The organism is Pseudoclavibacter sp. 8L (assembly GCF_902506465.1).
Taxonomy (GTDB): domain Bacteria; phylum Actinomycetota; class Actinomycetes; order Actinomycetales; family Microbacteriaceae; genus Pseudoclavibacter.
In genome coordinates, this window is the sequence record NZ_LR733186.1 from 1323936 (window position 1) to 1350669 (window position 26734).

Sequence of the window (26734 nt, forward strand, 5' to 3'; positions counted from 1 at the left end):
GGTTGGAGACGGGGTTGGTGGCGGCGGTGGAGGTGGCAGCGGCCGAGATGAGCAGCGCCCCGAGCGATGCGGCGATCGTGATCGACGCGGCCGCCCCGAACGCGAAGCTCGCCGGCATGTTCGCCCCCACTGCGAGGTAGGTGCCCGCGTAGACCGAGAGCGCAAGGGCCGCCGCGAGGCGTTGGCTGAGCTGGAAGAATCCGGCCGCGACCCCATTCACCCCTGGCGGCGCCTCGTTGAGCGTCAGTGATTGATTCGATGGGATGAAGAGCCCGGAGAAGAACCCCTGCAGCGTCCCGGCGCCCAGGATCCCGAGCACGATGAGCGGCTCCGATCCGGTCGTCACCAGGGCGATCTCGACGGTCACCACGATGAGCGCCAGGCCGAGGACCCACGTGATCCCGCTACGGCCGAAGCGCCGCGCGAGCCGCCAGCTCAGCATCGACCCGACGACCATGCCGAGGGCGCGGGGCGTGAGCAGCAGCGCCGCGGCGAACGGCGAGTAGCCGAGCCCCTCGATGAGGAACAGCGTGGTCAGCAGTCCGATGCCGAGGGCTGAGCCGAACGTGAGCGCGGCGACGGCGGTCCCGAGCAGGTAGCCGCGGTTGCGGGCGAGCTCAGGATGCAGCACCGCGGCGCCACCCCGCGCGTAGACGCGACGCTCCCAGAGGGCGAAGAGCACGAAGAGCGCAGCCGCAGCTGCAGCCAGCGCGGCGAGGAGGACCCCGGCGCTCACCGCCGCGACCAGCAGCGCGAGCGTGCCGGTGCCAAGCAGCACGACGCCCACCGCATCTACCTGTCGCAGCGCACCTCGCGCACCGCCCGGCACGGCAGACGGCCGCGGCAGCACGAACACCGCCGACACGATAAGCACCACGGCGAGCGGCACGGCGAGCAGGAAGACGAGCCGCCATCCCGTGTCCTCGGGGAGGACGGTCAGCAGGATGCCCCCGCCGAGCGGGCCGACGAGCCCGGCGGCCGAGCCGGCGGTCGTGTACCCGGAGAGCGCGCGCGAGCGCATGATGCCGCGGAAGGTGTCTTGGAAGAGCCCAAGCACCTGGGGGTTCACGATGCCGGCCCCGAAGCCCTGCACGAGGCGGGCGATGATGACGGTGGTCGTGTCGTCCGCGAGCGCGGCCGCGAACCCGGCGAGCGCGAACAGCGCGAGCCCGAGCACGTACAGCGAGCGTCGCCCGAGCAGGTCGCCCAGCCTCCCGGCGCCCACGAGGGCGAGCCCGAACGCGAGCGAGTACGACGACGTCAGCCACTGCACCTGTGCGCCATCGGCGTCGAGGGAACGCTGGATGCTCGGCACGGCGAAGCTGAACACGGCTTGGTCGAGGAGGGTCGTGAAGGCCGTCGCGACGCCGAGCGCCAGGATGAGCCCGTCCGGGCGCCCTCGTCGTCCGAGAGCTGCGGGCGCGGCGAAACCCGCCGCGCCCTCAGCCTTCGAGGACGCGACGGGTTCCGTCGCCATGGGGTGCGCGGCGATGGCTACTCCTCGCGCGGGAGGCCCGCGGGGTTCACCTCGGAGACGTCGATGCGCTCATCCTGCAGTCCCCAGCGGTCGAGGATCGCGTCGTACTGGCCGTTCTCGATGGCGTGGTTGATGACGATCGAGACGGCTTCGATGAGGCCGTTGTCCTTCGCGGTGCCGGCTGCGATCTGCGCGTTGGCGGGGAAGCCGCCGTTGAGGGTGCCGACGAGCTTCGTCTCTCCGTCGCTCGCCGCCTTGAACGCGGCGGTCGCGTTCGGGCCGAAGTTCACGTCGACTCGACCCGACTGCAGCGCGAGGGTGCCCGCCGCGTCGTCTTCGAAGTACTGGAAGTCGACCGGCTCGAGCCCAGCGGCCTTGTTCTCCTCATCCCAGGCGACGAGGATCTTCTCCTGGTTCGTGCCGGCGCCGACGATGACGGAGAGGCCAGCAACATCCTTCGCCTCGGTGATCGACTCGATCTCACTGTCGGCCTTCACGTAGAAGCCGAGCACGTCTTCGCGGTAGGTAGCGAAGTCGAAGAGGTCCTTGCGCTCTTCCGTGACCGTCACGTTCGAGGTGATGAGGTCGTACTTGCCGGACTGGATGCCGAGGGGCCAGTCGGCCCAGGCGGCGACCTCGCCCTTCAGCTCGAGGCCGAGTCCGTCGGCGATGAGCTGCGCGAAGTCGGCCTCGCTGCCGAGGCGCGTCACGTTGTCGTCCTCCGCGAGGAAGCTGAGCGGAGGGATGTACGCGCTGCCAACGACGGTGAGCTTGCCGGCCTCGGCAGGCTGCCATCCCGAGGCCTCGAGGGCCGCGATGGCTTCGGGGACCGGGTCGATCTGCGGGCGACCGTCGACGTTCGCGCTGGTCAGGTCGAACTGGATGAGGCCGCTCGCGGGGGCCGCGCCGTCGGGCTCTGCTGCCGTGACGGGAGCCGACTGGCCGTTGACGATGAGGGTCGTCGCGACGACGCCGATGACGGCGAGTGCTGCGACACCGCCGGCGATGACGCCGGCCTTCTTCTTGTTGAGCTTTGCCATGGGTGGCACCTTTCGGGTACGTACGTTGCTGAAGTTCTGGGGTGGGAGATGCGCGACGGGCCAGGGGGTGGCTAGAGGACCTTGCGGATGAAGTCCTGCGTGCGCGGATGCTGCGGGTTCGTCAGCACCTGCTCTGGTGTGCCCTGCTCGATGACGCGGCCAGCGTCGAGGAACACGATGCGGTCGGCGACCTCGCGGGCGAAGCCGATCTCGTGCGTCACGATGACCAGCGTCGTGCCGCCGTGGGCGAGCTCGCGGATGACATCGAGCACCTCCCCGACCAGCTCGGGGTCGAGTGCGCTCGTCGGCTCGTCGAAGAGGAGCACGTCTGGCTTGAGCGCAAGCGCCCTGGCGATCGCGACGCGCTGCTGCTGGCCGCCGGAGAGCTGCCGCGGGTAGTGGTGCTCCTTGCCCTCGAGGCCCACGCGCTGGAGGAGCTTGCGTGCCTGCGCCTCTGCATCCGCTTTGGATGCTCGCTGCAGCGCCACCGGCGCGGCCGTGATGTTCTGCAGCGCTGTGAGGTGCGGGAACAGGTTGAAGTTCTGGAAGACCATGCCAACCCTCGTACGGCGGCGAAGCGTCTCAGCTTCGCGCAGCTCGAAGAGGCGGTCTCCCTTCCTGACGTAGCCGATGTACTCGCCATCGATGAGGATCGATCCGCCGTCGACGGACTCGAGGTGGTTGATGGTGCGCAGGAGGGTCGACTTGCCGGAGCCGGAGGGCCCGAGGAGGGCGACGACCTCGCCTGGTTCGATCTCGAGGTCGATGTCGTGCAGCACCTCGTGGGTGCCGTACGACTTGCTGACGCCGCACACGCTGACCTGCCCGGATGCTGCGCTGCTGCGCTCGAGTTCCGCTTCGGCGTTCCGGTTGATCGTTGCCTGGCTCATGCTTCGCTCACGTCCTTCCGTGCTGGTCCTGGTGCTGGTGCTGGCGCGTCTGTGGGGCGGGCGGTCGCGCCCGCGGGGATGCCGTGCTTCTTCCGGTCGAGCGCCTTCGCGCTCTCGGCGTTCTCTCCGTCCGGCTTCTCGGGGTCCTCGCGCTGTTTATCTATGCCTCCGCTTTGCTCACCGTCGTCGAGCAGCGCCCACTTCTCGGAGATCCACGCGCGCGCCTTCTGGATGGGCGTCGGCGGCAGCTCCCGGTGCGCGCCCTTCGAGAAGTGCCGCTCGATGTAGTACTGCGCGATCGAGAGGAGCGTCGTGATGATGGCGTACCAGACGACCGCGACGAGGAGCAGCGGGATGATGCGCTGGTTGCGGTTGTAGATGACCTGCACCGTGTAGAACAGCTCCGGCAGGGCGACGACGAACACCACGGAGGTGCCCTTGACGAGGCCGATGATCTCGTTGAAGGCGTTCGGCGTGATGGCGCGGGCCGCCTGCGGCAAGATGATGCGGAAGAAGCGGTACCGGCGGGGCAGGCCGAGCGCGGCGGATGCTTCGAGCTGGCCCTGGTCGACGGACAGGATGCCGGCGCGGATGATCTCCGCCGAGTAGGCGGCCTGGTGCAGGGAGAGGCCGAGCGTCGCCGCGGCGAACGAGGAGATGAGCTGCACCGTCGGGAACTCGACGAGCCAGAAGTCGGTCGTGAAGGGCGTTCCGAGCCCGAGCGTCGGGTAGAGGTAGCCGAGGTTGTACCAGACCACGAGCTGCACGACGAGCGGCACGGACCGGAAGAACCAGATGAAGCTCCACGAGAACGAGTTCAGTAGGGGTGACTTCGAGAGGCGAGCGACCGCGAGCAATGCACCGAGGATGAAGCCGATCGCACCGGAGAGCACCGTCAGCTGGAGCGTCAGGACCAGCGCGTTGAGCACGATCTGGCTGAAGAAGTACTCGCCGAAGACGTTCCACTCGTAGCGCTGGTTCGTGACGAGCGACCACGCGAACTGGGCGACGGCGAACACGGCGACGGCGGAGAGGATCCACAGCACCCAGTGCTTGGGGTGGACGACCTTGAGGTGCTCACCCGGCCCGAGCGTCTGCATCCGCCGGCTCGCGAGTGGCTTCGCGTCGTCTGGCGGCGTCGACGACGGGCTGTCGGTGGTCGGTGCGGTGTCGAGTTGTGACATCGCGTTCTCCTCTCGGCGGACCCTCGATTCGAGGGGCTCACCCTCGATTTCGAGGGCATGTCGAGAAGGTATGGGCACGCGGATGCGGGGGCGACGGCCTCCCTTCACGGAAGTTCCGACACGGTCGCGCGGCGAAGCCCCGCGTCACATTCGGTCACCTGCTCGTCAGGTGAGGGGCCAGCGAGGGGTGCATCCGCGGCGTAGCGTTGAGGTTTCCCCCTCCGGCCGCCCCACCCGCACTGACAGGAGCCCCCGCATGCCGACCGTCCTCCTCACCGGCTTCGAACCCTTCGACGGCAACACGAGCAACCCGTCGTGGACGGCCGTGCAGGAGTTGCGTGATCGCTGGGACGGCGACGCGGAGATCCAGGTACGTCAGCTCCCCGTCGACTTCGCGAGCGTGGACGACGCGCTGCGTGCCGCCCTGGCCGAGGTCGACCCCGACATCGTGATCGCCGTCGGGCTCGCCGGCGGCACCGACACGATCAAGGTGGAACGGGTCGCGATCAACGTCGATGACGCACGCATCCCCGACAACAGCGGCTTCCAGCCGATCGACGAGCCCGTCGTGGGCGACGGCCCCGCCGCGTACTTCAGCACCCTGCCCATCAAGGCCGCGGTCGAGGCCGTGCGCTCGAGCGGCATCCCTGCCGTCGTCTCGCAAACCGCCGGCACCTACACCTGCAACCACGTCTTCTACCTGCTCTTGCACGAGCTCCGGCAGCGGGCCGGGGCACGCGGCGGCTTCGTGCACATCCCGTACTCCGCGGAGGAAGCCGTCGGCACCGACCGCCCCTTCCTGCCCTTGGACCAGCTCGCGAGCGCGCTCACCGCCGTCGTGCGGGCGACCCTCGCGCACGAGAGCGATGTGCGGGTCGGCGGCGGCACCCTCGACTGAGCAGGACCTCAGAGCCGGTACGCGATGGCGTCGGAGGCGGCGAAGGCGAACCACACGCGAGTGTTGGGCGCCAGGTCGAGCTCAGCGACTCGGCCGGGCGGCACGTCGGCAGAGAACTCGGCGCTCCGAACTCGGATGACGTCCCCTCGCGGCTCGAGGTCCGTGACGATGCCGGGGAGCACGTTCCATGAGGAACTCGGCTCCGATGGGTCCTCGGTGGTGACGGCGACCTGCGTCGGCCGCACGGAGATCCCGACCCGCGTGCCAGCAGCGAGCGATTCGACGAAGCTCGCCGCGACGCGCTGCCCCGCGTCGGCTCTGACGGAGGCGTCGTCGAGGGCGGTGCCGGTCACGAGGTTGAGCGCGGCGAGGCCGGCCGCGAACTGCGTGACGGGCCGCTCGAGCACCTCGCGCGTGGGGCCGACGTCGACGATGCGCCCGCCTTCGAGCACGACGACGCGGTCGGCGAGCATGAACGCGTCGAGCACGTCGTGCGTGACGATGATCGTCGTCTGGTCCGCCAAGACGTCGCGGAGCATCCGTCGGATCGCCGGTGCGACCGACACGTCGAGGGCTGCCATCGGCTCGTCGAGCAGCAGCAGAGCGGGGTCGGACGCGAGCGCCCGGGCGACGGCGATCCGCTGCGCCTGGCCCCCGGAGAGCTGAGCGGGCCGGCTCTGCGCCAGTCTTCCCGCGTCGACGCGGTCGAGCCAACGGGATGCGCGCGAGTTGGCCTCGGCACGCGACAGTCCCTTGCTGCGCGGACCGAAGGCGACGTTGTCGAGTGCAGTGAGGTGCGGGAAGAGCAGCGCGTCCTGCGCGAGCATCGAGACGCCGCGAGCATGAGGTGGCAGCCAGCGTCCACGGCCGCGATCGCCGATGTCGAAGAGGACGTCGTCGTTGAGCCGGGCCGTGCCGGTGTCGGGGCGGACCAGGCCCGCGATGAGCGTGAGGAGCGTCGACTTCCCGGCGCCGTTCGGCCCGAGCACCGCGACGGTCTCGCCGTCGGCGATCGTGAGCTCGACGTCGAACGCCCGCGCCCGCACGGTGGCGGCGAACTCGAAGCTCACGACGCGCTCCGCCGGAGCCGGAAGCCTTTGGCTTCGCCGGCCTGGTGGGCCACCGCGACCACGATCACCGCGACGACGACCAGGACGAGCGACAGGGCGACCGCCGCATCTGGATCGGTTTCACGCTGGAGGTAGATCTCGAGCGGGAGGGTGCGCGTGACGCCCTGCAGCGAGCCCGCGAAGGTGAGTGTGGCGCCGAACTCGCCGAGCGCGCGTGCGAAGGACAGGACGGCGCCGGAGATCACGGCGGGCAGCACGAGCGGCAGCGTGATGCGGCGCAGCACCGTGGTGGGCCGTGCACCGAGCGTGGCGCCGATCGCCTCGTAGCGCGTGCCGACGGTGCGGAGCGCACCCTCGAGGCTGAGCACGAGGAACGGGAGCGCCACGAAGGTCTGTGCGAGGACGACGGCCGTCGTCGAGAACGCGATGGTGACCCCCATGGCCTCGAAGCTCTGGCCGAGAAGCCCGCGCCTGCCGAAGGTGGAGAGCAGGGCGATGCCGCCGACCACGGGTGGCAGCACGAGCGGAAGCAAGACGAGGGAGCGGAGGAGCTTCTGCCCCCAGAAGTCGGTGCGCGCGAGCACGATGGCCATGGGCACCCCCAGGACGACGCAGAGCACCGTCGCGCTGAGGGAGGTGCGCAGGCTCAGCAGGAGCGCATCGATCGACGACTCCGACGTGATGAGCGGAACGAACTCGGCCCAGTTGACGCGAACGATCATGCCGATCAGCGGCAGCAGCACGAAGGACGCGCCGATGATCGCGACGGTCAGCACCCAGCCGGGCACGGCGGCAGAGGCGGAGCTTCTCCGGGGCACTGGATGCGCCCCTACGGCTGGCCGAACCCGGCGTTCGCGAGCACGTCCTGGCCCGCCGCTCCCGTGACGAAGTCGATGAACGCCTGGGCGACCTCCGTGTTCGTCGACGCGGCGACCGGGGCGATCGGGTAGGTGTTCACGGCCTCGCTCGACTCGGGAAACTCGATGCCGGTGACGGCGTCTCCTGCGGCGATGATGTCGGTGACGTAGACGAGCCCGGCGTCCGCTTCACCGGAGGTGACCTTGCCGAGCACGTCGGTGACCGACGACTCCTCACTCACCGGGGTGATGTCGACACCGGTCGCCGTCTCGACGGCGAGCGTCGCGGCGCCGCACGGCACCTGGGGAGCGCAGACGACGGTCTTCGCCTCCGGCTTGGCGAGGTCCGCGAAGGTGGCGATGCCGGCCGGGTTGCTCGGCGGGACCGCGATCTCGAGCACGTTGGTGGCGAAATCCACCGGGGCGTCTGGCGCGATGAGGGTGGCGTCCGTGAGCTTCGTCATGTTCTTCTCATCGGCCGAGGCGAACACGTCGACCGGGGCGCCCTCGGTGATCTGGGTGACCAGGTCGGACGAACCGGCGAAGTTCAGCTCGACCGTCACGCCCGGGTTGCTCGACTCGAACTCGTCGGCCAGCTCCGTGAACGTGCTCTTGAGCGACGCCGCCGCGAACACCGTGATGGTTCCCTCGAGGGTGGATGCGCTCGCCGGGGCAGTTTCCGCGGCGGGAGCTGCGGGGGCGCCGCTGCCCGCGCAGGCCGAGAGGCTGAGAGCAACCGCCGCCGTCAGCAGCACCGCCGCGATCTTCCTGGTGGGGGTCATGTGTCGAGACCTTTCGGGCAGTGGTTCGAAGATCGAGGCACGGGAGCTTCTGAGTGATCCCGGATCTGAGGAACCAGATTGACCCAGGGCCCGAATCTGCGCCACGAAGCCAACTCTACCGCCGCAGCTGCGGTTCCGCCGATTTCGCCGCTGGACCGGAGGATACGCCAGTCTGGGTCACCGCCCCGTGACGGTTCCACGCGCGGGCCGCTGCCCCCGTGTCCCGACTGATCCCGGTCCCCAGGACCATGCCGATCGCGATCGCGACGATCGAGCCGATCGTCTGCATGAGCGTTCCGGCAGCCCCCGCCGCCCCGGACGCGGCCTCGCTCAGGCCGATGAACCCGAGCGCGCCTGGGACGAGCATCCAGTACGCGCACGTCAGCATGACGGCGGGCGGCGGCGCCGCCCTGAGGTGCGACGCCAGGTAGATGGCGGGAACCGCGACAAGTGCGCCGACCATGCCGGAGAGTTCCGTGCCGAGCAGCGAATGCCCGAGCAGCTGCGCAGCGTAGGCGAGCGCCAGGGCGAACACGATCCACAGCAGAGATCGCTTCGGCGCGACCTCCGAGAAGTAGTAGCCGACACCGACGAGCAGGATCCCCACCCACGGCGCCCACGCGCCGAGGCGATCGCTCGACGTGTTCTCGGTGAGCGACGCCCCGGTCACCGTGATCCCGACGTAGACGCCGAACGCCAGCAGCCCGAGACGAGCGAACCCGTAGACGAGCCGGCTCGCGCCGGCCATGATCTGCCCGTTCGTCAGCTCGACCGCCGCGATCGTCAACGTCAGCCCAGGCAGCAGGCTCACCAGCGCGGGCGCGACGAGCAGCAGCACGTTCCCCTCGGTGACGCTCTGGCTCGCCAACGACACTGCGACCGTCGCCAGGAACGCAGTGAGAACCGGGAGCACCAGTGACAGCGTGCGAACCCTCGACCCGATCATGACGATGAGCCCCACCACCAGGCCGAGGGCCGCGTAGATCGGCACGGCGGTCGGGGTGGGATTCATGACCATCCCGAACCCGAGCGTGAGGAGCACCTGCCCGAGCAGCGACAGCAGGAAGCCGAAGCGCGGCTTCAGCCGCGTGATGCGCTCCACCTCGCTCACGACGTGCGCAGGGTCGAGCTGCTCGGCGGCTGCCCGGTGCACGAGCTCCTCGATGGAACCGGCCTGGTCGAGACGCAGCGGCTCCCCGGTGGCCGGGAACACCGCCGTCTTCTCGGTCTTCGGGTCCTCGATGATGATGAGCGTCGGGAGCACGAACACGCGGATGTCCGGTCGCCCGTACGCCCGCGCCAGCCCTTGCAAGGTCACCTCGACCTCGTTCGTGGCCTGCGAGGCCTCGAGCAGCGCCGGCCCGAGCGCACCGAACATCGCCCGCAGGTCGGTGTCGCTCGAGGAGGCGCCGTCTTCGGCGCTGTCAGCCTCGATGGCGGCGAGCAACCGCTGCACGCGTGTCTGGCGGAGATTCATGCGCTCGGTTCACAATCCAGGCGGAGGGGGCGCCTCTGGTTCGCGGACATCGGTGCGATTCTGCACGTCACGAACGATCCTAGGGCTGTGCCACCTGGATGCTCCAGGGCTGCGGGGTGCCGTCGATGCGCCTCGCCTCCTCGACCTCGACCACCATCGGACCCGACTGCCAGGTGCGCGAGACGGTCTCGGGAAGCTCGACCTGCGTCAGCTCGGGCGTCGCCCCGTGCGTGGTGATCTGCAGCTTCCCGTAGTCGCCGGCACTGATGGCGGCCTCCCCGCCAGCCCCCGTGTAGAGGTACAGACCGGCACCCTCACCTGAGAGGGTCGCGTCGAACGTCGGAAGGACGTCGACGGCGGAGAGCGTCATCTCCCACACGCCACCCGAGATGACCTGGATGCTGTTGGTCGCCACCGGGGTCGGGTCTTCTCCCCGCGCCGCGGCGTCCGCACCAGCCGTGTTCACGAGCCATTGCGTGGTGTCGCCCGGGATGCCGCTGCTGAACTCCACGTCCTCCGTGGCCTGCGGGTTCGCGACCAGGAAGGTGACGTCGCCCATGGTGTCGACGACCTCCAGCACTGCGAGCTCTCCGGCGCCGGAAGGAAGCAGGACGTCGATGTTCGCCTCCCCGTATCCGCTGAGCGGCACCCCTGGCTCGAGCGTGAGCTCTGGCACCGGATCGGTCACGACGGCGTCGCCCTCCAACCCGACCGGCGTCGACGTCGCGCTGCTCTCGGCGGCAGAGCTCTCCCTCGAGTCGGAGGCGAACTGCAGCAGCTGGATGCCGGCGGCGACCACGAACAGGAGGATGGCGAGGATCGAGACGGCGACGCCCTTGGCGCCCGAGCGGAAGCCGCGCCTGATGGATGGGGCCGCGAAGATCAGGGCAAGGACGATCCCGAACCAGAGGCCCACGACGGCCGCGACGATGGCGGCGACGCCGGCACCCACAGCGAGGCCCGGCTTGAGCCCGGGCTGGTTGCCGGTCGGCCTGCCGCCCTGACGAGCCGCGCGACCAGACGGCGCCGGCGGGAGTGGCGGTGGCGGGGCTTGCCCCGCGGTGGTGGGCTGCGCCGCGTCGGCCGCCTCGAAGGGAGCCGACACCGAAGGAGCCGCGGGCCCGGACCCGCGCCGCAGGGCATCCTGCGAGCCGCCGTGCGTGTAGGCGAGGCCGCGCTTCGCACCCTCCCCGAGCCGGTCGAGGTCGTACGTGGCGCGCGCTGCGGTGCTCGTCGCGGCGCGCCCCTCATCGCGGGCGAGCTGCTCGGCCGCGCGCTGCGCATCCCGCGCCGACTGGCCCGCCGAGCGCTGAGCGTCCTGGGACGTCTGATCGAGGGCACGCTGCCCATCCTGCGCGCGCTGCGCGGCAGCCCGCTCGGCGTCCCTGGCCCGTTGCTCGCGCCCCTGCTCGATGCGGTCGGCGCCGCGACTCGCGGTGTCGGACCACTGCCGCACGAAGTCAGGCGCCTTGTAGTCCGCCGGCGGCGTGTACCCGTTCTTGCTCTCCACCACGGTCGCACCCCTTTGTCACTGTCTGCGCCCATTCAACACCACACCCCCGACAGGCGAGCCGTTGTCACCCGGGCACCCCTGGCGTAGCCTTGTCCTGTCATTAGAACGAATCGCTTCAGCGCAGAATCGAGAGCACCATGAGCGCATCCACCCGCGCACGCATCGGCGTCGTCGGCTACGGGGCTGGCGGCCACCGCTTCCACGTGCCCTACATCCAGGCCGTCGAGGGCTGGGAGCTCGCCGGCGTCGTCACCCGCTCAGCGGAACGGCGCGCGATCCTCGCCACCGAGGCACCCGGCGTGCCAGCCTTCGATTCGCTCGACGCCCTCCTCGACGCCGGCGTGGACGCGGTCGTCATCACCACCCCACCAGACACACGCCGCGAGCTCGTCCTGCGAGCCCTCGAGCGCGGCGCGCACGTCGTCGCCGACAAGCCCTTCGCGCCCACCGCGCAGGGAGCGCGAGAGCTGCAGGCAGCCGCGGAACGCAGCGGACGCATCCTCACCGCCTACCAGAACCGCCGCTGGGACACCGACCTCGTCACCCTCAAGCAGGTCATCGACGAAGGCCAGCTCGGGGACATCTGGCGCGTCTCCTCCCGCATGGACCAGGACGACTCCGGCACCCTCGAGACCGGCCCAGCCCACGGCCTCCTGCGCGACCTCGGCAGCCACCTCGTCGACCAGATGGCCTTCCTCTTCGGCCCCGTCGAGCGCGTGAGCGCCCACCTGGACATCACCGCGGTGGACGGCGTCGAGGTCGACTGCGGCTTCGACGTCGCCCTCCACCACGCGAACGGCGTCTTCACCCGCGTCGCCTCGAGCAAGATCAACCACCTCGACGGTCGCGAGCTCATCGCGTACGGCGACCTCGGTGCCTACGAGTCGAGCATGGACGACGTGCAGACGGCGCAGATCGATGCCGGCCTGCGCCCAGCATCCTCAGCCACCGGCTGGGGACTCGAGGCCGAAGCGCGCTGGGGCACCCTGCACACCACCGAGGGCAGCAGGCAGATCCCGTCCGCGCGCGGCGACTACGCCGAGTACTACCGGATACTCCTCACCGCAGTCCGGGGCGAGTCCGCTCCCCCGGTCCCGATCGAGCAGGCCGTGCACACCGTCGAGATCCTGGATGCGGCACGCGAGAGCGCGCGCACCGGACTCACCGTGGAGATCTGAGCCGCTCCCCCTCGACCCTCCACCCCGCTACCATCAAGGCACGGGGTGCGACGGCGGGCCAATGGAGGCTCGCCTGCGAAGGGGGAAGCATGATCCACGGAACTGAATTCACCGGACTGCGCGAGGCGCTCGACGACATCGAGCCGAGCCTGCGGACCGGACTCGAACGGCTCATCGACGACGTCGATGCCGACGACATCGCCACGCGCGAGCCACGCGACATCGTGGGTGCCGCGGCGACCATGCGCCGGCTCGCCACACGACGCAAGAAGGGCGAGACCCTCATCGCCGTGTTCACGCCGACGCTCAAGGAAGAGGGCTGGAGCTCCCGGCGCACGATCGTCGACATCTGCACCGCGGATGCGCCCTTCCTCGTCGACTCCGTGACGGCGGCCATCGCGCGCCAGGGGCTCGCCGTGCACCTGCTCGCGCATCCCGTCGTCTCGGTTCGCCGCGACGACGACGGCGAGCTGCTCGAGATGCACGCCCACGGCGGCACCCTCGAATCGTGGATCCATCTCGAGATCGACCGCATCCCCACCGAAGAAGGACGCGACGAGCTCGCCGACCGCCTGCAGCACGTGCTCGACGACGTGCACACCGCGGTCGCCGACTGGCGGCCCATGCGCCGCGCCTGCCTCGACCTCGTCACCGACCTTCGCACGGAGCCGCCCACGAGCGTCGATGACGGCGAGGTCACCTCCGCCGTCGAGTTCCTGACCTGGCTCGCGGAAGACAACTTCACGTTCCTCGGCTACCGCGAGTACTCGCTCGAGACCGATGAGCGGGGCGAGGAGGTGCTGCGCCCGCTGCCGCACACCGGACTCGGCATCCTCCGCCGACCGTCCACCGCGACCACCCACCTCACCCCCGAGGCCCAGCGCACCGCCCGCGAGCCGCGACTGATCACCATCACGAAGGCGAACTCCCGCGCCACCGTGCACCGCGACGTGTACCTCGACTACATCGGCGTCCGCAGCTTCGACGAGGCGGGCAACGTCACCGGGGAGCTCCGCTTCCTCGGCATGTTCACGTCCGTCGCCTACGCCGCCTCCGTGCTCACCTTGCCCATCGTGGGCGCCAAGGTGCGATCCGTGCTCGCCGCATCCGGCCACGCACCGAACTCCCACTCCGGCAAGGACCTCCTGCAGATCCTCGAGCAGTACCCGCGAGACGAGCTGTTCCAGGACAGCACCGAGCACCTCCACGACGTCGCGTCCGAGATCAGCCGGCTGCGAGAGCGCAGGCGCTACCGCATCTTCCTGCGCCGCGACGAGTTCGGCAGGTTCGCGTCCGCGCTCATCTACCTGCCGCGAGACCGCTACAACACGACCGTGCGCCTCCGCATCGAGCAGGAGCTCCGCACCGCCTTCGATGCGAGCCAGGTCGACCACGCGACGAAGGTCGGCGACTCCCCGCTCGCCCAACTCCACTTCGTCGTGCGCGCCGCCAAGGGCGTGCACCTGCCAGAGGTCTCCGAGCAGGACATCCAGCCCCGCATCGAGCGCGCCATCCGCGGCTGGGACGAGGAGCTGGTCGATGCCCTCCACCTCGACCACGATGAGGAGCGGGCAGCCGAGATCCTGAGCACCTACGGCTCTGCCTTCCCGGAGGGCTACAAGGAGAACATCCCCCCGAGCGATGCCGTGAAGGACATCGCCCTCCTCGAGCAGCTCGATGAGGACACCACCTTCGCCGTGCACCTCTACGCGCCGGAAGAGGACGAGCCCGGGAAGCGCTACTTCACGTTCGCGTCGCACGACGTGTACCCGCTCACGATGGTGCTCCCCACCCTCACCGATCTGGGCGTCGACGTCGTCGACGAGCACCCGTACGTCGTGACCCTGCCGGACGGGCGCAACCTGCACATCTCCGACTTCGGGCTCACCGCGCCAAGCGCGTCCGTCTGGAACGACGCCGACTGGGGCGCCGAGCTCGAGTCGGTCTTCAGCGCCGTCTGGTCTGGGGCCGCAGAGAGCGACCGTCTCAACTCGCTGGTCCTCTTGGGCGGGCTGCGCTGGCGGCAGATCGTGATCCTCCGCGCCATCAGCATGTACCTGCGGCAGGTCGGCACGACGTTCTCCGTCGACTACATCGAGCAGGCCCTCATCGCCAACCCCGTCATCGCCGCCGACATCGTTCGGCTCTTCGAGACGAGGTTCGACCCGGACTTCGCCGGCGACCGAGAAGCGGCGCTCGCCGCGCTCGCCGCGCAGCTCCAGGAGGCCCTCGACAACGTCGCCAGCCTCGACTACGACCGCATCCTCAGCTCCATGATCGGCATCGTCGACGCCACCTGGCGCACCAACTTCTACCAGGTGGATGCGCAGGGCGAGCCCAAGTCGTGGGTGTCGATGAAGCTCGACTGCACCCGCGTGCCCGGCCTCCCGAAGCCCCACCCCATGGCTGAGATCTGGGTGTACTCGCCCGAGGTCGAGGGCGTCCACCTCCGCTTCGGCCGCGTCGCACGCGGCGGGCTGCGCTGGAGCGACCGGCGCGAGGACTTCCGCACCGAAGTGCTGGGCCTCGTGAAGGCGCAGATGGTGAAGAACGCCGTCATCGTGCCGACCGGGTCGAAGGGCGGCTTCTTCGCGAAGCAGCTCCCCGCGCCCAGCGACCGGGGCGCGTGGCTCGAGGGCGGTCGATCCGCCTACCGCACCTTCATCCGCGGGCTGCTCGACATCACCGACAACCGCGACGGCGCCGACATCGTGCCGCCGCCACGGGTTGTGCGCCACGACGGGGACGACTCCTACCTCGTCGTCGCCGCCGACAAGGGCACGGCCTCGTTCTCCGACATCGCGAACGGCATCTCCGAGGAGTACGGCTTCTGGCTCGCGGATGCGTTCGCGTCCGGCGGCTCTGCCGGCTACGACCACAAGGGCATGGGCATCACCGCCCGCGGCGCGTGGGAGTCCGTGAAGCGGCACTTCCGGGAGCTCGGCCACGACACGCAGACGCAGGACTTCACAGTCGTGGGCGTCGGCGACATGTCGGGTGACGTGTTCGGCAACGGCATGCTGCGCTCGGAGCACATCCGCCTCGTCGCGGCGTTCGACCACCGGCACGTGTTCCTCGACCCGACCCCGGATGCGGCGGCCACGTTCGCGGAGCGTCAACGGCTCTTCGACCTCCCCGGCTCCTCGTGGGACGACTTCGACCGCAGCGTCATCTCGGAGGGCGGCGGCGTCTTCCCGCTCTCCCAGAAGTCGATTCCGGTGACGCCGCAGATGCGGGAAGCGCTCGCTCTCGACGCCGACGTGCAGCGCCTGACCCCGCTCGAGCTGAAGAAGGCCGTGCTGCTCGCGCCCGTCGACCTCCTCTGGAACGGCGCCATCGGCACCTACATCAAGGCAAGCGACGAGACGAACGCGGAGATCGGCGACCGCGGCAACGACGCAGTCCGCGTCGACGGCCATCAGCTGCGGCTGCGCGTCGTCGGCGAGGGCGGCAACCTCGGCGTGAGCCAGCGCGGTCGCATCGAGGCCGCCCTCGCAGGGGTGAGCCTCAACACCGACGCGATCGACAACTCAGCTGGCGTCGGCACCTCCGACCGCGAGGTCAACATCAAGATCCTCCTCGGCGCCGTGGAACGCGACGGACGCCTCGACCGCGACGCCCGCAACGAGGTGCTGCGCGCCATGACCGACGAGGTCGGCACGCAGGTGCTGCGCGACAACTACGAGCAGAACGTGCTCCTCGGCAACTCGCGCTCGAACGCCGCCAAGATGCTGCCGTCCCACAAGCGGCTCATCACGTGGCTGGAGGAACGCGACGAGCTCGACCGCGACCTCGAGTTCCTGCCGAGCAACGCCGAGATCAGGCGCCGCATCGACGAGGGGCGCGGCCTCACGAGGCCCGAGTTCTCGGTGCTCGTCGCCTACGCGAAGCTCGCGCTCAAGAGCGACCTCGCCGAGACCGACCTCGCCGAGGACCCGTGGTTCGCGAACACCCTCGCCGAGTACTTCCCGGCCGAGGTGCGCGAGCGGTACGCGGACGACCTGCACGCGCATCCGCTGCGCCAGGAGATCATCGTGAACTCGGTCGTGAACTCGATGGTCAACCGTGGCGGCATCACCTTCGCCTACCGGGCCCAGGACGAGACGGGTGCGACGAGCGAGGAGATCGCGCGCGCCTACGTCGCTGCCCGAGAGATCTTCGACCTGCGCGGCTTCGTCGTCGAGATCGAAGCCACCGACAACCTCGTGCCTGCGTCCATCCAGACCGAGCTGTACCTCGGCTTCCGTCGACTCCTCGACCGGGCAACTCGCTGGATCGTGCAGCACCGGCCCGACAGCATCGACGTCGGTGCGGAGATCGAACGGTTCAGCGGCCCGGTCGCGCAGTTCGCGAGCCGCATGGGCGAGCTGCAGCAGGGTGAGGAACGCGAGCGCTTCGACGCCCGCGTGCAGGAGTTCGAAGACGCCGCCGTTCCGCGTGCGCTTGCGCTGCGCGGGGCTGGCCTCCTCGAGCTCATGCCGCTGCTCGACATCATCGAACGCGCGGGCCAGCACGGATGGGACCTCGAGGAGTTCGTCGGCCTCTACTACGTGCTGTCGGCGCGCGTCAGCTTCGACGACATGCTCGTGCGGGCGACGGCGCTGCCGCAGGACGACCGCTGGGGGTCGATGGCGCGCGCCGCCATGCGCGACGACCTGTACGCCGTCATGATCGAGCTCGCCGCTTCCGTCATGACGCAGACGGAGCCAGCCGAGCACACCGCTCGCATCGACGCGTGGATCAGCCAGCTCGGCCCCAGCGCCACCCGCGCGCTCGACGAGGCTGCGGATGCGGTGCACGCTGGCGACGACACGGGTCTCGCCACGCTGTCGGTCGCGCTGCGGCGCCTGCGGTCGCTCGTGCGCTGACCGCGGGCGCGGGTCCGGGCCGGAACGCCGGCCCTTACCGCTCAGCGGCGAGCGCGCGGAATACGGGCACGAGCGAGTCAGGCACCGGCTCGTAGGAGAAGCGATCGGGACCGGAGAATCGTGATCCCTCGTTCCACATGGCAGCCGTGACACCTGACGTTGCGGGGTCGTAGTCGATCTCGAAGCGACTGAGCTCCGAGACGTGCTGCATGAAGAGCTTCGATGCGCGCCCGTTGCCTTCACGGAAGGGATGCGCATGGTTGACGTACGCGAACACCTCGGCAGCCGCGGCCGCGAACTGGTCGATGTCGAGCTCCGACCAGTCGAGCTCCTCGATGATCCGGCCGGCGTCCTCGAGGTATCTGGGGATGTCGTCGAGCTCCGCGAACCCGAACTGGTCTTTGTAGATGGGCACCGTGCGGTACTCCCCTGCCCACTCGTAGATGCTCCCGAAGAGCTGCTTGTGGAGCGCTTTCAAGTGTGCAGCGTCGTAGGTCTTCGGGATCGACAGCAGACCCTCTTCGACGAGCGCCTGCTGCGCATTCGCCTCGGCGAACTCCGCCTTCGCCAGATCGGCCTTGTCCCGCAGCCCGAAGAGGTTGCTCAGCACGGAACCGCCCGGCTCCCAGAGGTACGAATCCCAGGCGGCGGAGTGGGCCGCCATCAGCTCGCGGCAGCGTGCGCGTGCGTGCGCTCGATCGCACCGGCGACTCGACGGTCGTACTCGGCCTTGTCGATGGCTCCGCGCAGCAGGTCAGTCAGGTTCTCGACGTCTTCGCGATTCGGCACCCAGCCCTCGTGCCAGCTGGAGGCGAGCGCGTTCACGACGATCTTGCGCTGCTTTGCGCTCAGCGGGGCGAAGAGCTCCGGCCAACGCTCCTGGATGTCGAATTCGACGGCCATCTCGAGCCTCTCGCTCAGTGGGCTCCAAGTCTACCAAGCAGCCCATCCCGCACCCTAGCTTTACCGATCGATACAGCGTATTCTCTGTACCAATCGGTAAAGAACCGGTGGTGACATCGAGGAGCTTCCATGGACGAGCGTCCGCCCCTTCCCCCGTTCACAGCAGAGACCGCTGCACGCAAAGCGCGGGCGGCCGAAGATGCCTGGAACACCCGTGACCCCGAGCGGGTCTCCCTGGCCTACACCGCCGAGAGCGCCTGGCGGAACCGTGATCGGTTCGTGAGCGGGCGCGCCGAGATCGTGGCGCTGCTCACAGAGAAGTGGAACCGGGAGCTCGACTACCGGCTCATCAAGGAGGTCTGGGCCCACGAGGGGAATCACATCGCCGTCCGCTTCGTCTACGAGTCCCACACTGCAGCGGGGCAATGGTTCCGCTCGTTCGGCAACGAGAACTGGGAGTTCGATGAGCACGGCCTGATGCGTCGTCGACTCGCGGCGATCAACGACGTTCCGATCGACGAGGCCGACCGGCTCTTCCACTGGCCCCTCGGCCAGCGACCGAGCGATCACCCCGGGTTGACCGAGTTGGGCATCTGAGCGTCATGGCCAAGCCGTCGACGACTCGTGAGGCCGTGCTCCCCCTCCTGACGGAGGCGTTCCGCGAGCACGGATACGAGGGGGCCAGCATGGCCATCCTCCAGGACGCGACCAGCCTCGGCCGCGGGAGCCTGTACCACTTCTTTCCCGGTGGCAAGGAAGAGATGGCGGCGGCAGTCCTCGCCGACATCCAGGCATGGTTCGACGAGCGCATCTTCACGCCGCTGCGCGCCACCAGCACCAACGCGGAGGAGGCGCGACAGGGCATCCACGCCATGATCGACGAGGTACGGGACTACTTCCGTTCCGGTCGGCGCGCGTGCCTCCCCGGCGCGTTCGCCATCGGCCGCGAACGCGACCAGTTCGATGAGGCCGTGCGCGGCTACTTCACCGATTGGGTCGACTCGCTCACTGCCGCCCTGGCCGCCGCAGGGTCGCCGGAGCCCCGCTCGCACGCGCTCCAACTGGTCGCTGCCATTCAGGGCGGCATCGTCCTCGCCCGCGCCCTGAATGATCCCGACGCGTTCGACACCGTCATCGACACAGCTCGTCGTGCACACGATCTCTGAACTCCTGGAGGCGGAGGCGGAGGCGGACCCTCCCGGCCCAACCTCATCCTGCAGACCAGTGCCCGGTGGCCCCACGGCCCCCTAGGAGAACTTGCGGCCCTCGTCGCGCTTGTACAGGAACACGGCGAGGAAGCCGAGGACCGCAGTCCAGGCGAGGATGCCGAGCAGCGCCCACACGGGGAACTCACCGCCGGAGACGGTCGCGATGACGAGTTCGCGGGCCTGACGGACGGGCAGCACCTTCGACGCCGAGTCGAGCCAGTCAGGGAACAGGAAGGGCGGCAGGAACAGGCCCCCGCCGAACGCGAGCAGGAACATCAGCACCTGCGTGATCGCGATGGCGGCCTTCGGACCGGCGGTCGTGCCCACGATCGCGCCGATGAGGGCGGAGGGAACCGCGGTGAGCACGACGGCGACGAGTCCGAGCAGCACGCGCATCGGGGTCGGGTCGGCGGCCGTGAACAGTCCGCCGACGATGAGCAGGGGGATGATCGCCAGCGTCGCCATGACCAGCGTGCTGATCACGAGACCCGCGATGCGCGCCGACGGCTTGCCGGGCAGCGTGCGCAGGTAGGGCACCCACGGCTTCGACCGCTGCTCTGCTAGGTCGAGGCCGAGGCTGAAGAGACCGTTGGTCATGAATGCGAAGACGATCATGGACGCGGTGGCCTGCGTCGCGAACGCCGGGTCGTCGACGATGGCGCTCTGCGGCAGCACGAAGAAGCAGAACGCGAGCGTCGGGAAGACGAGCGAGCCGATCACGGCGATGGGCACGCGTGCGGTCTCGATGAGCGAGTACTTGACGTGCGTGGCGATGAGTCCTGCAGTGGACATGGTCCTCAGCTCCTGTTCTGGGCGTTCTGCGTCATGGCGAGGAACGCCTCCTCGAGCGTGGCTCCGCGAACCGTCAGGTCCGTGAAGGGTGCACCGGATGCGACGAGCGAGCGGATGAACGCGTCCGAGTCGCGGACGAGTGCCGTCACGAGCCCTGCATCCACTGTCCGCCCACCGGGCGCCGAACCCTCGACGGCTTCGGTGAGGGCGTCGGCGTCGATGGCCTGGATGCGCGCAATGTCAACGCCGCGCATCGTGACGCGTCGCCGGGAGACGCTGCCGACAACCGAGGCGAGGCTGCCGTCGGTGATGACGGTGCCGTGGTCGATGACCACGACTCGCTCGGCAAGCTGTTCGATCTCCTCCAGGTGGTGGCTCGTGACGATGACCGCGCAGCCGCTGCGGTGCTTGGCGCGGAGGGCGTCCCAGAGGCTGCGCCTCGCGTCGACGTCGAGGCCTGTGGTCGGCTCGTCGAGGAGCACGAGCTCCGGGTCCCCGACGAAGGCGAGGGCCACGGCGAGCCGACGCTGCTGCCCGCCAGAGAGCGAGCCGCACTGCTTGCCGAGCAGGGGGCCGAGGTCAAACGCATCCACCAGCCCTCCCCTGGCCGCGGGTCTCGGGAAGTGCGCGGCGACGTAGTCGAGCACCTCCCCGACCTTGAGGGCCTCCGGCAGCGCGCTCGCCTGCGGTGTCGAGCCGACGCGGGTGCGGGTGCGCACGTCGAGCGGGTCGCCGTCGAAGAGCCGAACCGTGCCGGTCGTGGGCGAGCGGAGGCCGAGCAGGAGGGACAGCAGCGTCGTCTTGCCCGCCCCATTCGGGCCGAGGAGGCCCACGCACTCCCCCGCCCGGACGTCGAGGGTGACGCCGTCGAGCGCCGCGTGCTGGCCGAAGCGCTTCACGACGTCGGTGACCTCGACGATGGATCGCGTCGGCGTGGTGGTGCGTTGTTCGCGGGTGGGCTGTGCGTCCATGTCATCCTCCGAGGAGCTTCAGGAGCGCCGTCCGGTAGCTGCGAAACGCTGCGCGTCCGGCGGGGCTGATGGTCAGATACGTGATGGGCTTGCGGCCGGCGAAGGCCTTGTCGATGACGACGTAGCCGGCGTCCTCGAGCTTCGAGAGGTGCGTCGTGAGGTTCCCGGCAGTCATGTCGAGGAGGCTGCGGAGCTTCGAGAAGGTCATCTCGTCGCCGTCGTCGAGGCTCTCGGCGAGGGTCGTCATGATGCGCAGCCGAGCAGGGGCGTGGATGATCGGGTCGAGGTCGATGCTCGTGTCGCTCATGCGGGCACCTCGCCCCGCAGCGTCGGCTCGCTCGAGATGACGCCGGTACGCAGCAGCACGATGAACGTGATGAAGATGAGCGGACCCACGGTGCCGTAGACGAGGTAGTGCGTGGGTGCGCCGAGCGCCGTCGCGACGACCACGAGGGCGACGACTGCGGCGCCGAGCGCGAACTGCGCCTTCGACCGGGACATGGCGGCGCCAGCCATGTAGAGGACGCCGATCGTGAGGGCGAACATGCCCGGCATGAGGAGCGGCGCGAGGTCGGGATCGTCCACCTGGCGAAGGAGCGACGCCGCGAAGAACCAGGCGCCGATCATCGAGATCGACCAGGAGAAGCCGTAGAGCATGCCTGCGGTGTTGCTACGGCCGCGCATCCCGCGTCCCATGGAGATGCCGGAGACCGCCGAGACGATGACGCCGATGACCATGAGCACCCCGAAGACGATGAACGCCGTCGCGGTCGGGATGCGCAGCACCGGGTTGCCCCCGCCGTCCTCGGCACTCCAGAGGGCGAGGAATCCGACGAGCCAGGCGACGGCCCAGGTGGCGAGCAGGATGTAGAGGGCCCGGTCGAGGCGGGTGCGCGTGGTGCGCTGCTGATCGCGCATGAGGGCCAGCATCTCGCTCGGCGCGAGGGCTGCCTCTTCGTCCTGCGACGGGGTGATGCCTGCGGGGGTCGAGCTTCCGTTGGTCTCCATGCAAAGTAGTTTGCGTTACAAACTGGTTTGCGTCAACCCCTGGGACCTGGGCGATAGCCTTGACCGCATGCGCATCGCCACCTGGAACGTCAACTCCATCCGGGCCCGCTCGGGCCGAGTCATCGACTGGATGGTGCGGGCCGACATCGATGTGCTCGCGATGCAGGAGATCAAGTGCAAGCCAGAGCAGTTCCCTCGCGAGGTGTTCGAGGAGGCCGGCTACGAGCTCGAGATCCACGGCCTCAACCAGTGGAACGGCGTGGCCTTCGCGAGCCGCCTCCCCATGAGCGACCCGGAGATCACGTTCGCCGACATGCCCGGCTTCGGCAAGACGACCCCAGAGGGCACGCTCCCCCTCGAGGCCCGCGCGCTCGGCGTCACCGTCGAGGACCTCCGCCTCTGGTCGCTCTACGTGCCGAACGGGCGCGAGCTCACGCACGAGCACTACACCTACAAGCTCGCCTGGCTGAAGGCGCTCCTCGCCGACATGACCACGTGGCGGCAGGCGCATCCGGACACCCCGCTGGCGCTCATGGGCGACTTCAACATCGCGCCCCTCGACATCGATGTGTGGGACCTCGCCGCGTTCGTCGACTCGACGCACATCTCGGCCTCTGAGCGCGCAGCGTTCGAGGCGTTCCTCGAGGCCGGCTTCGTCGACACCGTCCGCTCGCGTGGCGTCGAGGGCTACACGTACTGGGACTACAAGCAGCTCCGCTTCCCCCGCAACGAGGGCATGCGCATCGACTTCATCCTCGGGAACACCGAGTTCGACGACCTCGTCGTGGATGCATCCATCGAGCGCGACGAGCGCAAGGGCGACGGCCCGAGCGACCACGTGCCCGTCGTCGTGGAGCTCGACCTCGAGACCTCGCTCGACGACGACCGCCCGATGATCTTCTAGAGCCGCCCCCGGGATGGAAACCTCACTTCGTTGCGGGAAGTTCCCCAGCACGAAGCGACTTTTCCACCCCGAGACGCTGACCCCACCCCGAGGCGCTGGCTGCTCCTCCAGAGCCAACCTCGGGATGGACACCTCACTTCGTTGCGGGAAGTTCCCCAGCACGAAGCGACTTTTCCATCCCGAGACGCTGACCCCACCCCGAGGCGCTGGCTCCGTTCCCGAGACGCTGACTCCGCCCCCGAGGCGCGGCTGCTCTTCTAGAGCCAACCTCGGGATGGAAAGGTCGCTTCGTTGCGGGAAGTTCCCCAGCACGAAGCGACTCTTCCATCCCGAGATGCTGGCCCCTCCCGAAATGCTGGCCCCACCCCGAGACGCTGGCTACTTCTCCGAGCCGGCGACCATGCCCTTGATGAAGTACTTCTGCAGGAAGAGATAGGCCACGAACACGGGCAGGACGGCGAGCAGCGACGCCGCCGCGGCGGCCGGGAGGTTGCTGCTCTGCACCGAGAAGAACGAGGCGATCGCGGGGGCGATGGTCTGCATCTCGGGCGAGGTGAGGATGTACCCAGAGATTGCGAACTCGTTCCACACGGCGACGCCGGTGAGGATGACGACGGTCGCGGTGACCGGCTTGAGCATGGGGAACACGACGAGGAAGAGGATCTGCAGTCGGTTCGCGCCGTCGATGGTCGCCGCTTCCTCCACCGATTGCGGCAGCGACCTCATGAACGCCGTGTAGAGGAAGATGCTCAGCGGCAGCTGGTGCGTGACCATGACGAGGATCGCGCCCCAGTACGTGTTGAGCGCTCCCATCTGGTTGAGCAGCGTGTAGAGCGGAACGAGGATCGACAGCGGCGGCACCATGATGAGGCCGAGGATGCCGAACGAGACGATGCTGTTGAGCGCCGAGGCGCGTCGGGCGAGCGGATACGCGGCCAGCGCTCCCAGCACGCACACGAGCACCGTCGAGACTCCGGTGACGATGACGCTATTGCCGATGGCGCGCAGGATGTTGCCGCTCTCGACGGCGATGGCGAAGTTGCCGAAGAAGATGTCCGTCGTCGGGAACAGCCATTGGGAGGAGCGGTCGGTGCGCTCCTTGAACGCCGTGGTGACGGCGATGAAGAACGGGAGCAGCTGCACGACGGAGGCGACGATGAGGACGGCGCCGAGCCCGAGGGCCGTCCCCGTGGCGCGGCTCGTTCGCTTCGGGCGGCCAGTGCTGCGCGCACGCCCACCACTGCGAGGCGGCTTGGTCGGTGGGGCTGGATGCTCCACTTTCGCTTCGGTCACGGTCGTTGCAGTCATGCGCGGTCCAGTCGTCGTCGATTGAGCAGGGTGTTGAGCCCGAGGGTGAAGAGCACGATCACGAGGAACAGCACGATGCCCATGCCCGAGGCGTAGCCGGCGCTCTGGTTGTCGAAGTAGGCGACGCCGATGAGCGTCGAGACCGAGTTCGTCGAGTAGCCGGGGCCTCCGCCGGTGAGCACGACGATGACGTCGAAGAGCTTCAGCCCGCCGATGAGGTTGAGCACGATGCTCGTCGCGAACGCCGGCTGCAGGAGGGGCAGCGTGATGTGCCAGAACTGCTTCCAGTACCCGGCGCCATCGAGGGTGGATGCCTCGTAGAGCTCGGTGGGGATCGATTGCAGCCCGGCGAGGTAGATGATCATGGAGACGCCAACGAACTGCAGCGAGTTGACGAGGACGATGATCGCGATCGCGGCGCCGGAGTCGCTGAGCCAGGCGACGCGCTCGCCGCCGAGCCCGACGACGATGTCGTTGAAGGCGCCGTTGTTGTACTGGAAGAGCAGGTAGTACATGGTGCCCATGACCACGGGCGAGACGAGTACCGGCAGGTAGATGATCGCCCGTGCCAGGTTGCGGCCGCGCACCTTCTGGTCGAGGGCGAGGGCGAGCCCGAGCCCGAGGGCCTGCTGGATGATGGTCGACCCGAAGCCGTAGATGAACGTGTTGATGAGGACGAGCCGGAACGTCTCATCCTGGAAGAGGCGGGTGTAGTTCGCGAAGCCGACGTCGCTGCGGTCGGCACTGTACCCGTTCCAGTTCGTGAAGGAGATGGCGGCGCCCGTCACGAGCGGGTAGATGGTGAAGACGGCGAACAGCAGGAGGGCCGGCACGTAGAGCAGGTTCATCCCTGCTCCGGCCAGAGGGGAGGACCCCCTGCTCCGCCGCGCCCTGGGTGCCCTGGGTGCTCTGGGTGCTCTGGGTGCTCTGGGTGGCAGCTTCTGTGGCGATGTTGCAGTGTCAAGCGAGCTCATGGGGATCTCCTCTCAGCATCCGCTCGCCGTTCAGCTCTGGCCCCAGAGGCTGGTGAAGTCGGCGTCGACCTGGGTCACGGCCTGGTCGACGCTCGACTGGCCGGTGATGATCGAGTCGGTGGTGGTCACCATCGTGTTCCACATGCCGTTGGGCAGGTAGACGCGGTCGAAGTACGGCACGAGCGGCGCTGAGCCGGAGATGACGTGGGTGTCGAACGACTCCTGCAGCGGGCCGAGGTCGGCCGAGGCGTCGGTGAGCCCGGGAAGGTTGCCGACGGATTCGGCGAGCACGGTGATGTTCTCGGGCTGGGCGAGGAACGCCAGGTAGGCCTTCGCGTCGTCGAGGTGCTCGCTTGTCTTCGAGATGCCGAAGGCGTTGAACTCTCCGCCGACCAGGTAGGGGTCTTCGCCTGTGAGGGAGGGGACGGGCATGAAGCCGAGGTTGGCGTCCGGGTTGTACTGCAGGGCGTTGTTGGCTGCCTGGTTCTGGCTGAAGACGAAGGCGGTGTTGCCGTCGGCGAGCGCGCGCGACACGTCGTCGGAGGTCGCCGAGGAGTAGTCGGGGTTGAAGTAGCCGGAGGTGCGCCACCCGTCGATGAGGTCGAGCGTCGTCGCGTAGGGCGCGTCGACGAAGGAACCGGCGCTGAGCTCGTCGAGCTGCTCGGGCGTGTATGCGCCGGCGACGATCCAGTCGGTGAGGTTGCCGGCCGGGCCGCCGTCCTTGCCGGACACGGCGATCGGGGCGACGCCGCTCGCGTCGACGGCCGCGGCGGCTTCGGCGAAGTCGTCCCAGGTGGAGATGGAGGCGGGGTCGACGCCGGCCGCGGTGAGCACGTCGGCGTTGTAGATGATGCCTGCGACGTCGGTGTCGATGGGGAGGGCGAAGAACTCGCCGGCGTCGTTGCGCATGGCCGAGTCGAGGGCTGGGTTGAAGTTGGCGGCCCAGGCCTCGTTCTGGAGGGGCTCGAGGAACTCGCTGTAGCGGAGGAGCGACCATCCGTGGGTGGCGAAGATGTCCGGGGCGTCGCCTGCTGCGAGCCTGACCTTCATGTCTGCCTCGTACTGCGAGCTGGGCGCGACGAGGTCGACCGTGACGCCCGGGTTGGCCTCTTCGAAGGCGGCAGTCACCTCCTCGAGGGCGATCATGAGCTTGGAGTCGACCGAGGCGTTGGTCTGGAACTCGATGGTGGTGCCGGATTCGGCGGAGCCTCCACTGCAACCGGTGAGGGCGAGGAGGAGCGTCGCCGCGACGGAGGCTGCCGCGACGGTGGTAGCGCGAGACTTCATTGTCATTCCTTCGTGTGGGCGATGGATCCGGCCGACCGCAAGGACGCGGATGGCTCCATCGCTATCTGCCGACAATTTATGCGAGTAAATATCTATCCGCAAGGGTCAATAAAACAGACATATATCGTGTTGACGCGAGTAAATA

The 26734-nt window shown here is 68.8% G+C and carries 24 protein-coding genes; 6 read left to right on the top strand and 18 right to left on the bottom strand.

Features of this window, described 5'->3' with window-relative positions; all coding sequences use genetic code 11:
* From GV007_RS12880 to GV007_RS12895, 4 genes are all read right to left on the bottom strand, one after another.
* Positions 1-1477, bottom strand: a 1477-nt coding sequence (locus GV007_RS12880) for an MFS transporter (RefSeq protein ID WP_160073122.1), incomplete at its 3' end; no start/stop codon positions are given.
* Positions 1478-1494: 17 nt separating this feature from the next.
* Positions 1495-2517 carry an ABC transporter substrate-binding protein gene (locus GV007_RS12885; RefSeq protein WP_160073124.1) on the bottom strand — a complete coding sequence of 341 codons (1023 nt, stop codon included), beginning with the start codon at positions 2515-2517 and terminating at the stop codon, positions 1495-1497.
* 71 nt (positions 2518-2588) lie between these two features.
* Positions 2589-3407: an amino acid ABC transporter ATP-binding protein gene (locus GV007_RS12890; RefSeq protein ID WP_104240008.1), complete on the bottom strand. Its 819-nt coding sequence runs from the start codon at positions 3405-3407 to the stop codon at positions 2589-2591.
* Positions 3404-4507, bottom strand: coding sequence for an amino acid ABC transporter permease (locus tag GV007_RS12895; RefSeq protein ID WP_160074286.1), 1104 nt, complete (start codon positions 4505-4507; stop codon positions 3404-3406). Before GV007_RS12895 ends, GV007_RS12890 begins: the two co-directional genes overlap by 4 nt.
* Before the next feature lie 340 nt (positions 4508-4847).
* On the opposite strand from GV007_RS12895, the gene pcp reads away from it, so the two are divergent.
* Positions 4848-5489 (top strand): pyroglutamyl-peptidase I, encoded by a 642-nt coding sequence (gene pcp / locus GV007_RS12900; protein WP_160073126.1) that lies wholly within the window; start codon positions 4848-4850, stop codon positions 5487-5489.
* Between the two features lie 8 nt (positions 5490-5497).
* On the opposite strand, the gene GV007_RS12905 is transcribed toward pcp, so the two are convergent.
* The 5 genes from GV007_RS12905 to GV007_RS12925 all read right to left on the bottom strand — a co-directional run bounded on the left by GV007_RS12905 (position 5498) and on the right by GV007_RS12925 (position 11188).
* Complete coding sequence (locus tag GV007_RS12905) at positions 5498-6559, bottom strand: sulfate/molybdate ABC transporter ATP-binding protein (RefSeq protein WP_160073128.1); 1062 nt, start codon at positions 6557-6559, stop codon at positions 5498-5500.
* On the bottom strand, positions 6556-7377 hold the full coding sequence (locus tag GV007_RS12910; RefSeq protein ID WP_160073130.1) for an ABC transporter permease: 822 nt from the start codon (positions 7375-7377) through the stop codon (positions 6556-6558). The genes GV007_RS12905 and GV007_RS12910 overlap by 4 nt, the downstream gene beginning before the upstream one ends.
* Positions 7378-7388: 11 nt before the next feature.
* Complete coding sequence (modA, locus tag GV007_RS12915) at positions 7389-8198, bottom strand: molybdate ABC transporter substrate-binding protein (RefSeq protein WP_160073132.1); 810 nt, start codon at positions 8196-8198, stop codon at positions 7389-7391.
* A gap of 115 nt (positions 8199-8313) precedes the next feature.
* Complete coding sequence (locus GV007_RS12920) at positions 8314-9675, bottom strand: threonine/serine ThrE exporter family protein (protein ID WP_160073134.1); 1362 nt, start codon at positions 9673-9675, stop codon at positions 8314-8316.
* A 79-nt stretch (positions 9676-9754) separates the two neighbouring features.
* A complete protein-coding gene (locus GV007_RS12925; RefSeq protein ID WP_160073136.1) occupies positions 9755-11188 on the bottom strand; it encodes a hypothetical protein in 1434 nt (477 codons plus the stop codon).
* A gap of 137 nt (positions 11189-11325) precedes the next feature.
* Between GV007_RS12925 and GV007_RS12930 the strand changes: the two genes are divergently transcribed.
* Together GV007_RS12930 and GV007_RS12935 are read left to right on the top strand one after the other, a co-directional pair.
* Entirely contained in the window at positions 11326-12366 is a 1041-nt protein-coding gene (locus tag GV007_RS12930; protein WP_160073138.1) for a Gfo/Idh/MocA family protein, read from the top strand.
* A gap of 89 nt (positions 12367-12455) precedes the next feature.
* On the top strand, positions 12456-17234 hold the full coding sequence (locus GV007_RS12935; RefSeq protein ID WP_160073140.1) for an NAD-glutamate dehydrogenase: 4779 nt from the start codon (positions 12456-12458) through the stop codon (positions 17232-17234).
* A gap of 34 nt (positions 17235-17268) precedes the next feature.
* Here GV007_RS12935 and GV007_RS12940 read toward each other — a convergent pair whose 3' ends face one another.
* Together GV007_RS12940 and GV007_RS12945 are read right to left on the bottom strand one after the other, a co-directional pair.
* Positions 17269-17898, bottom strand: a complete 630-nt coding sequence (locus GV007_RS12940; RefSeq protein ID WP_160073142.1) for a Fic/DOC family protein — start codon at positions 17896-17898, stop codon at positions 17269-17271.
* Positions 17898-18137 (bottom strand): hypothetical protein, encoded by a 240-nt coding sequence (locus tag GV007_RS12945; RefSeq protein ID WP_160073144.1) that lies wholly within the window; start codon positions 18135-18137, stop codon positions 17898-17900. Before GV007_RS12945 ends, GV007_RS12940 begins: the two co-directional genes overlap by 1 nt.
* A 129-nt stretch (positions 18138-18266) precedes the next feature.
* Between GV007_RS12945 and GV007_RS12950 the strand changes: the two genes are divergently transcribed.
* Positions 18267-18734, top strand: a complete 468-nt coding sequence (locus GV007_RS12950; RefSeq protein ID WP_160073146.1) for a nuclear transport factor 2 family protein — start codon at positions 18267-18269, stop codon at positions 18732-18734.
* Positions 18735-18739: 5 nt separating this feature from the next.
* The gene (locus tag GV007_RS12955) at positions 18740-19303 is read left to right on the top strand and encodes a TetR/AcrR family transcriptional regulator (protein ID WP_160073148.1); all 564 of its coding nucleotides are present in this window, start codon (positions 18740-18742) and stop codon (positions 19301-19303) included.
* A gap of 81 nt (positions 19304-19384) precedes the next feature.
* Here GV007_RS12955 and GV007_RS12960 read toward each other — a convergent pair whose 3' ends face one another.
* The 4 genes from GV007_RS12960 to GV007_RS12975 are packed head-to-tail and all read right to left on the bottom strand — an operon-like array spanning position 19385 to position 22116.
* Positions 19385-20137, bottom strand: a complete 753-nt coding sequence (locus GV007_RS12960) for an ABC transporter permease (RefSeq protein ID WP_160073150.1) — start codon at positions 20135-20137, stop codon at positions 19385-19387.
* A 5-nt stretch (positions 20138-20142) separates the two neighbouring features.
* On the bottom strand, positions 20143-21108 hold the full coding sequence (locus tag GV007_RS12965) for an ABC transporter ATP-binding protein (protein ID WP_160073152.1): 966 nt from the start codon (positions 21106-21108) through the stop codon (positions 20143-20145).
* 1 nt (position 21109) lies between these two features.
* On the bottom strand, positions 21110-21415 hold the full coding sequence (locus GV007_RS12970) for a winged helix-turn-helix domain-containing protein (RefSeq protein ID WP_104239989.1): 306 nt from the start codon (positions 21413-21415) through the stop codon (positions 21110-21112).
* Complete coding sequence (locus tag GV007_RS12975; RefSeq protein WP_160073154.1) at positions 21412-22116, bottom strand: hypothetical protein; 705 nt, start codon at positions 22114-22116, stop codon at positions 21412-21414. Before GV007_RS12975 ends, GV007_RS12970 begins: the two co-directional genes overlap by 4 nt.
* 67 nt (positions 22117-22183) lie before the next feature.
* Between GV007_RS12975 and GV007_RS12980 the strand changes: the two genes are divergently transcribed.
* Positions 22184-23020, top strand: a complete 837-nt coding sequence (locus tag GV007_RS12980) for an exodeoxyribonuclease III (RefSeq protein WP_160073156.1) — start codon at positions 22184-22186, stop codon at positions 23018-23020.
* Between the two features lie 378 nt (positions 23021-23398).
* Here GV007_RS12980 and GV007_RS12985 read toward each other — a convergent pair whose 3' ends face one another.
* The 3 genes from GV007_RS12985 to GV007_RS12995 all read right to left on the bottom strand — a co-directional run bounded on the left by GV007_RS12985 (position 23399) and on the right by GV007_RS12995 (position 26589).
* The gene (locus GV007_RS12985) at positions 23399-24328 is read right to left on the bottom strand and encodes a carbohydrate ABC transporter permease (protein ID WP_160073158.1); all 930 of its coding nucleotides are present in this window, start codon (positions 24326-24328) and stop codon (positions 23399-23401) included.
* Complete coding sequence (locus tag GV007_RS12990) at positions 24325-25176, bottom strand: carbohydrate ABC transporter permease (protein WP_201297692.1); 852 nt, start codon at positions 25174-25176, stop codon at positions 24325-24327. The genes GV007_RS12985 and GV007_RS12990 overlap by 4 nt, the downstream gene beginning before the upstream one ends.
* Before the next feature lie 156 nt (positions 25177-25332).
* Positions 25333-26589, bottom strand: a complete 1257-nt coding sequence (locus GV007_RS12995; protein WP_160073162.1) for an ABC transporter substrate-binding protein — start codon at positions 26587-26589, stop codon at positions 25333-25335.
* Between the last annotated feature and the right edge of the window lie 145 nt (positions 26590-26734).

What these genes read in the sequence shown, in the direction of transcription:
- GV007_RS12885 (WP_160073124.1), bottom strand. Translation starts at nt 2,517, where the DNA reads ATGGCAAAGCTCAACAAGAAGAAGGCCGGCGTCATCGCCGGCGGTGTC.
- GV007_RS12890 (WP_104240008.1), bottom strand. Translation starts at nt 3,407, where the DNA reads ATGAGCCAGGCAACGATCAACCGGAACGCCGAAGCGGAACTCGAGCGC.
- GV007_RS12895 (WP_160074286.1), bottom strand. Translation starts at nt 4,507, where the DNA reads ATGCAGACGCTCGGGCCGGGTGAGCACCTCAAGGTCGTCCACCCCAAG.
- pcp (WP_160073126.1), top strand. Translation starts at nt 4,848, where the DNA reads ATGCCGACCGTCCTCCTCACCGGCTTCGAACCCTTCGACGGCAACACG.
- modA (WP_160073132.1), bottom strand. Translation starts at nt 8,198, where the DNA reads ATGACCCCCACCAGGAAGATCGCGGCGGTGCTGCTGACGGCGGCGGTT.
- GV007_RS12920 (WP_160073134.1), bottom strand. Translation starts at nt 9,675, where the DNA reads ATGAATCTCCGCCAGACACGCGTGCAGCGGTTGCTCGCCGCCATCGAG.
- GV007_RS12930 (WP_160073138.1), top strand. Translation starts at nt 11,326, where the DNA reads ATGAGCGCATCCACCCGCGCACGCATCGGCGTCGTCGGCTACGGGGCT.
- GV007_RS12935 (WP_160073140.1), top strand. Translation starts at nt 12,456, where the DNA reads ATGATCCACGGAACTGAATTCACCGGACTGCGCGAGGCGCTCGACGAC.
- GV007_RS12940 (WP_160073142.1), bottom strand. Translation starts at nt 17,898, where the DNA reads ATGGCGGCCCACTCCGCCGCCTGGGATTCGTACCTCTGGGAGCCGGGC.
- GV007_RS12945 (WP_160073144.1), bottom strand. Translation starts at nt 18,137, where the DNA reads ATGGCCGTCGAATTCGACATCCAGGAGCGTTGGCCGGAGCTCTTCGCC.
- GV007_RS12950 (WP_160073146.1), top strand. Translation starts at nt 18,267, where the DNA reads ATGGACGAGCGTCCGCCCCTTCCCCCGTTCACAGCAGAGACCGCTGCA.
- GV007_RS12955 (WP_160073148.1), top strand. Translation starts at nt 18,740, where the DNA reads ATGGCCAAGCCGTCGACGACTCGTGAGGCCGTGCTCCCCCTCCTGACG.
- GV007_RS12960 (WP_160073150.1), bottom strand. Translation starts at nt 20,137, where the DNA reads ATGTCCACTGCAGGACTCATCGCCACGCACGTCAAGTACTCGCTCATC.
- GV007_RS12965 (WP_160073152.1), bottom strand. Translation starts at nt 21,108, where the DNA reads ATGGACGCACAGCCCACCCGCGAACAACGCACCACCACGCCGACGCGA.
- GV007_RS12970 (WP_104239989.1), bottom strand. Translation starts at nt 21,415, where the DNA reads ATGAGCGACACGAGCATCGACCTCGACCCGATCATCCACGCCCCTGCT.
- GV007_RS12975 (WP_160073154.1), bottom strand. Translation starts at nt 22,116, where the DNA reads ATGGAGACCAACGGAAGCTCGACCCCCGCAGGCATCACCCCGTCGCAG.
- GV007_RS12980 (WP_160073156.1), top strand. Translation starts at nt 22,184, where the DNA reads ATGCGCATCGCCACCTGGAACGTCAACTCCATCCGGGCCCGCTCGGGC.
- GV007_RS12985 (WP_160073158.1), bottom strand. Translation starts at nt 24,328, where the DNA reads ATGACTGCAACGACCGTGACCGAAGCGAAAGTGGAGCATCCAGCCCCA.
- GV007_RS12990 (WP_201297692.1), bottom strand. Translation starts at nt 25,176, where the DNA reads ATGAACCTGCTCTACGTGCCGGCCCTCCTGCTGTTCGCCGTCTTCACC.
- GV007_RS12995 (WP_160073162.1), bottom strand. Translation starts at nt 26,589, where the DNA reads ATGAAGTCTCGCGCTACCACCGTCGCGGCAGCCTCCGTCGCGGCGACG.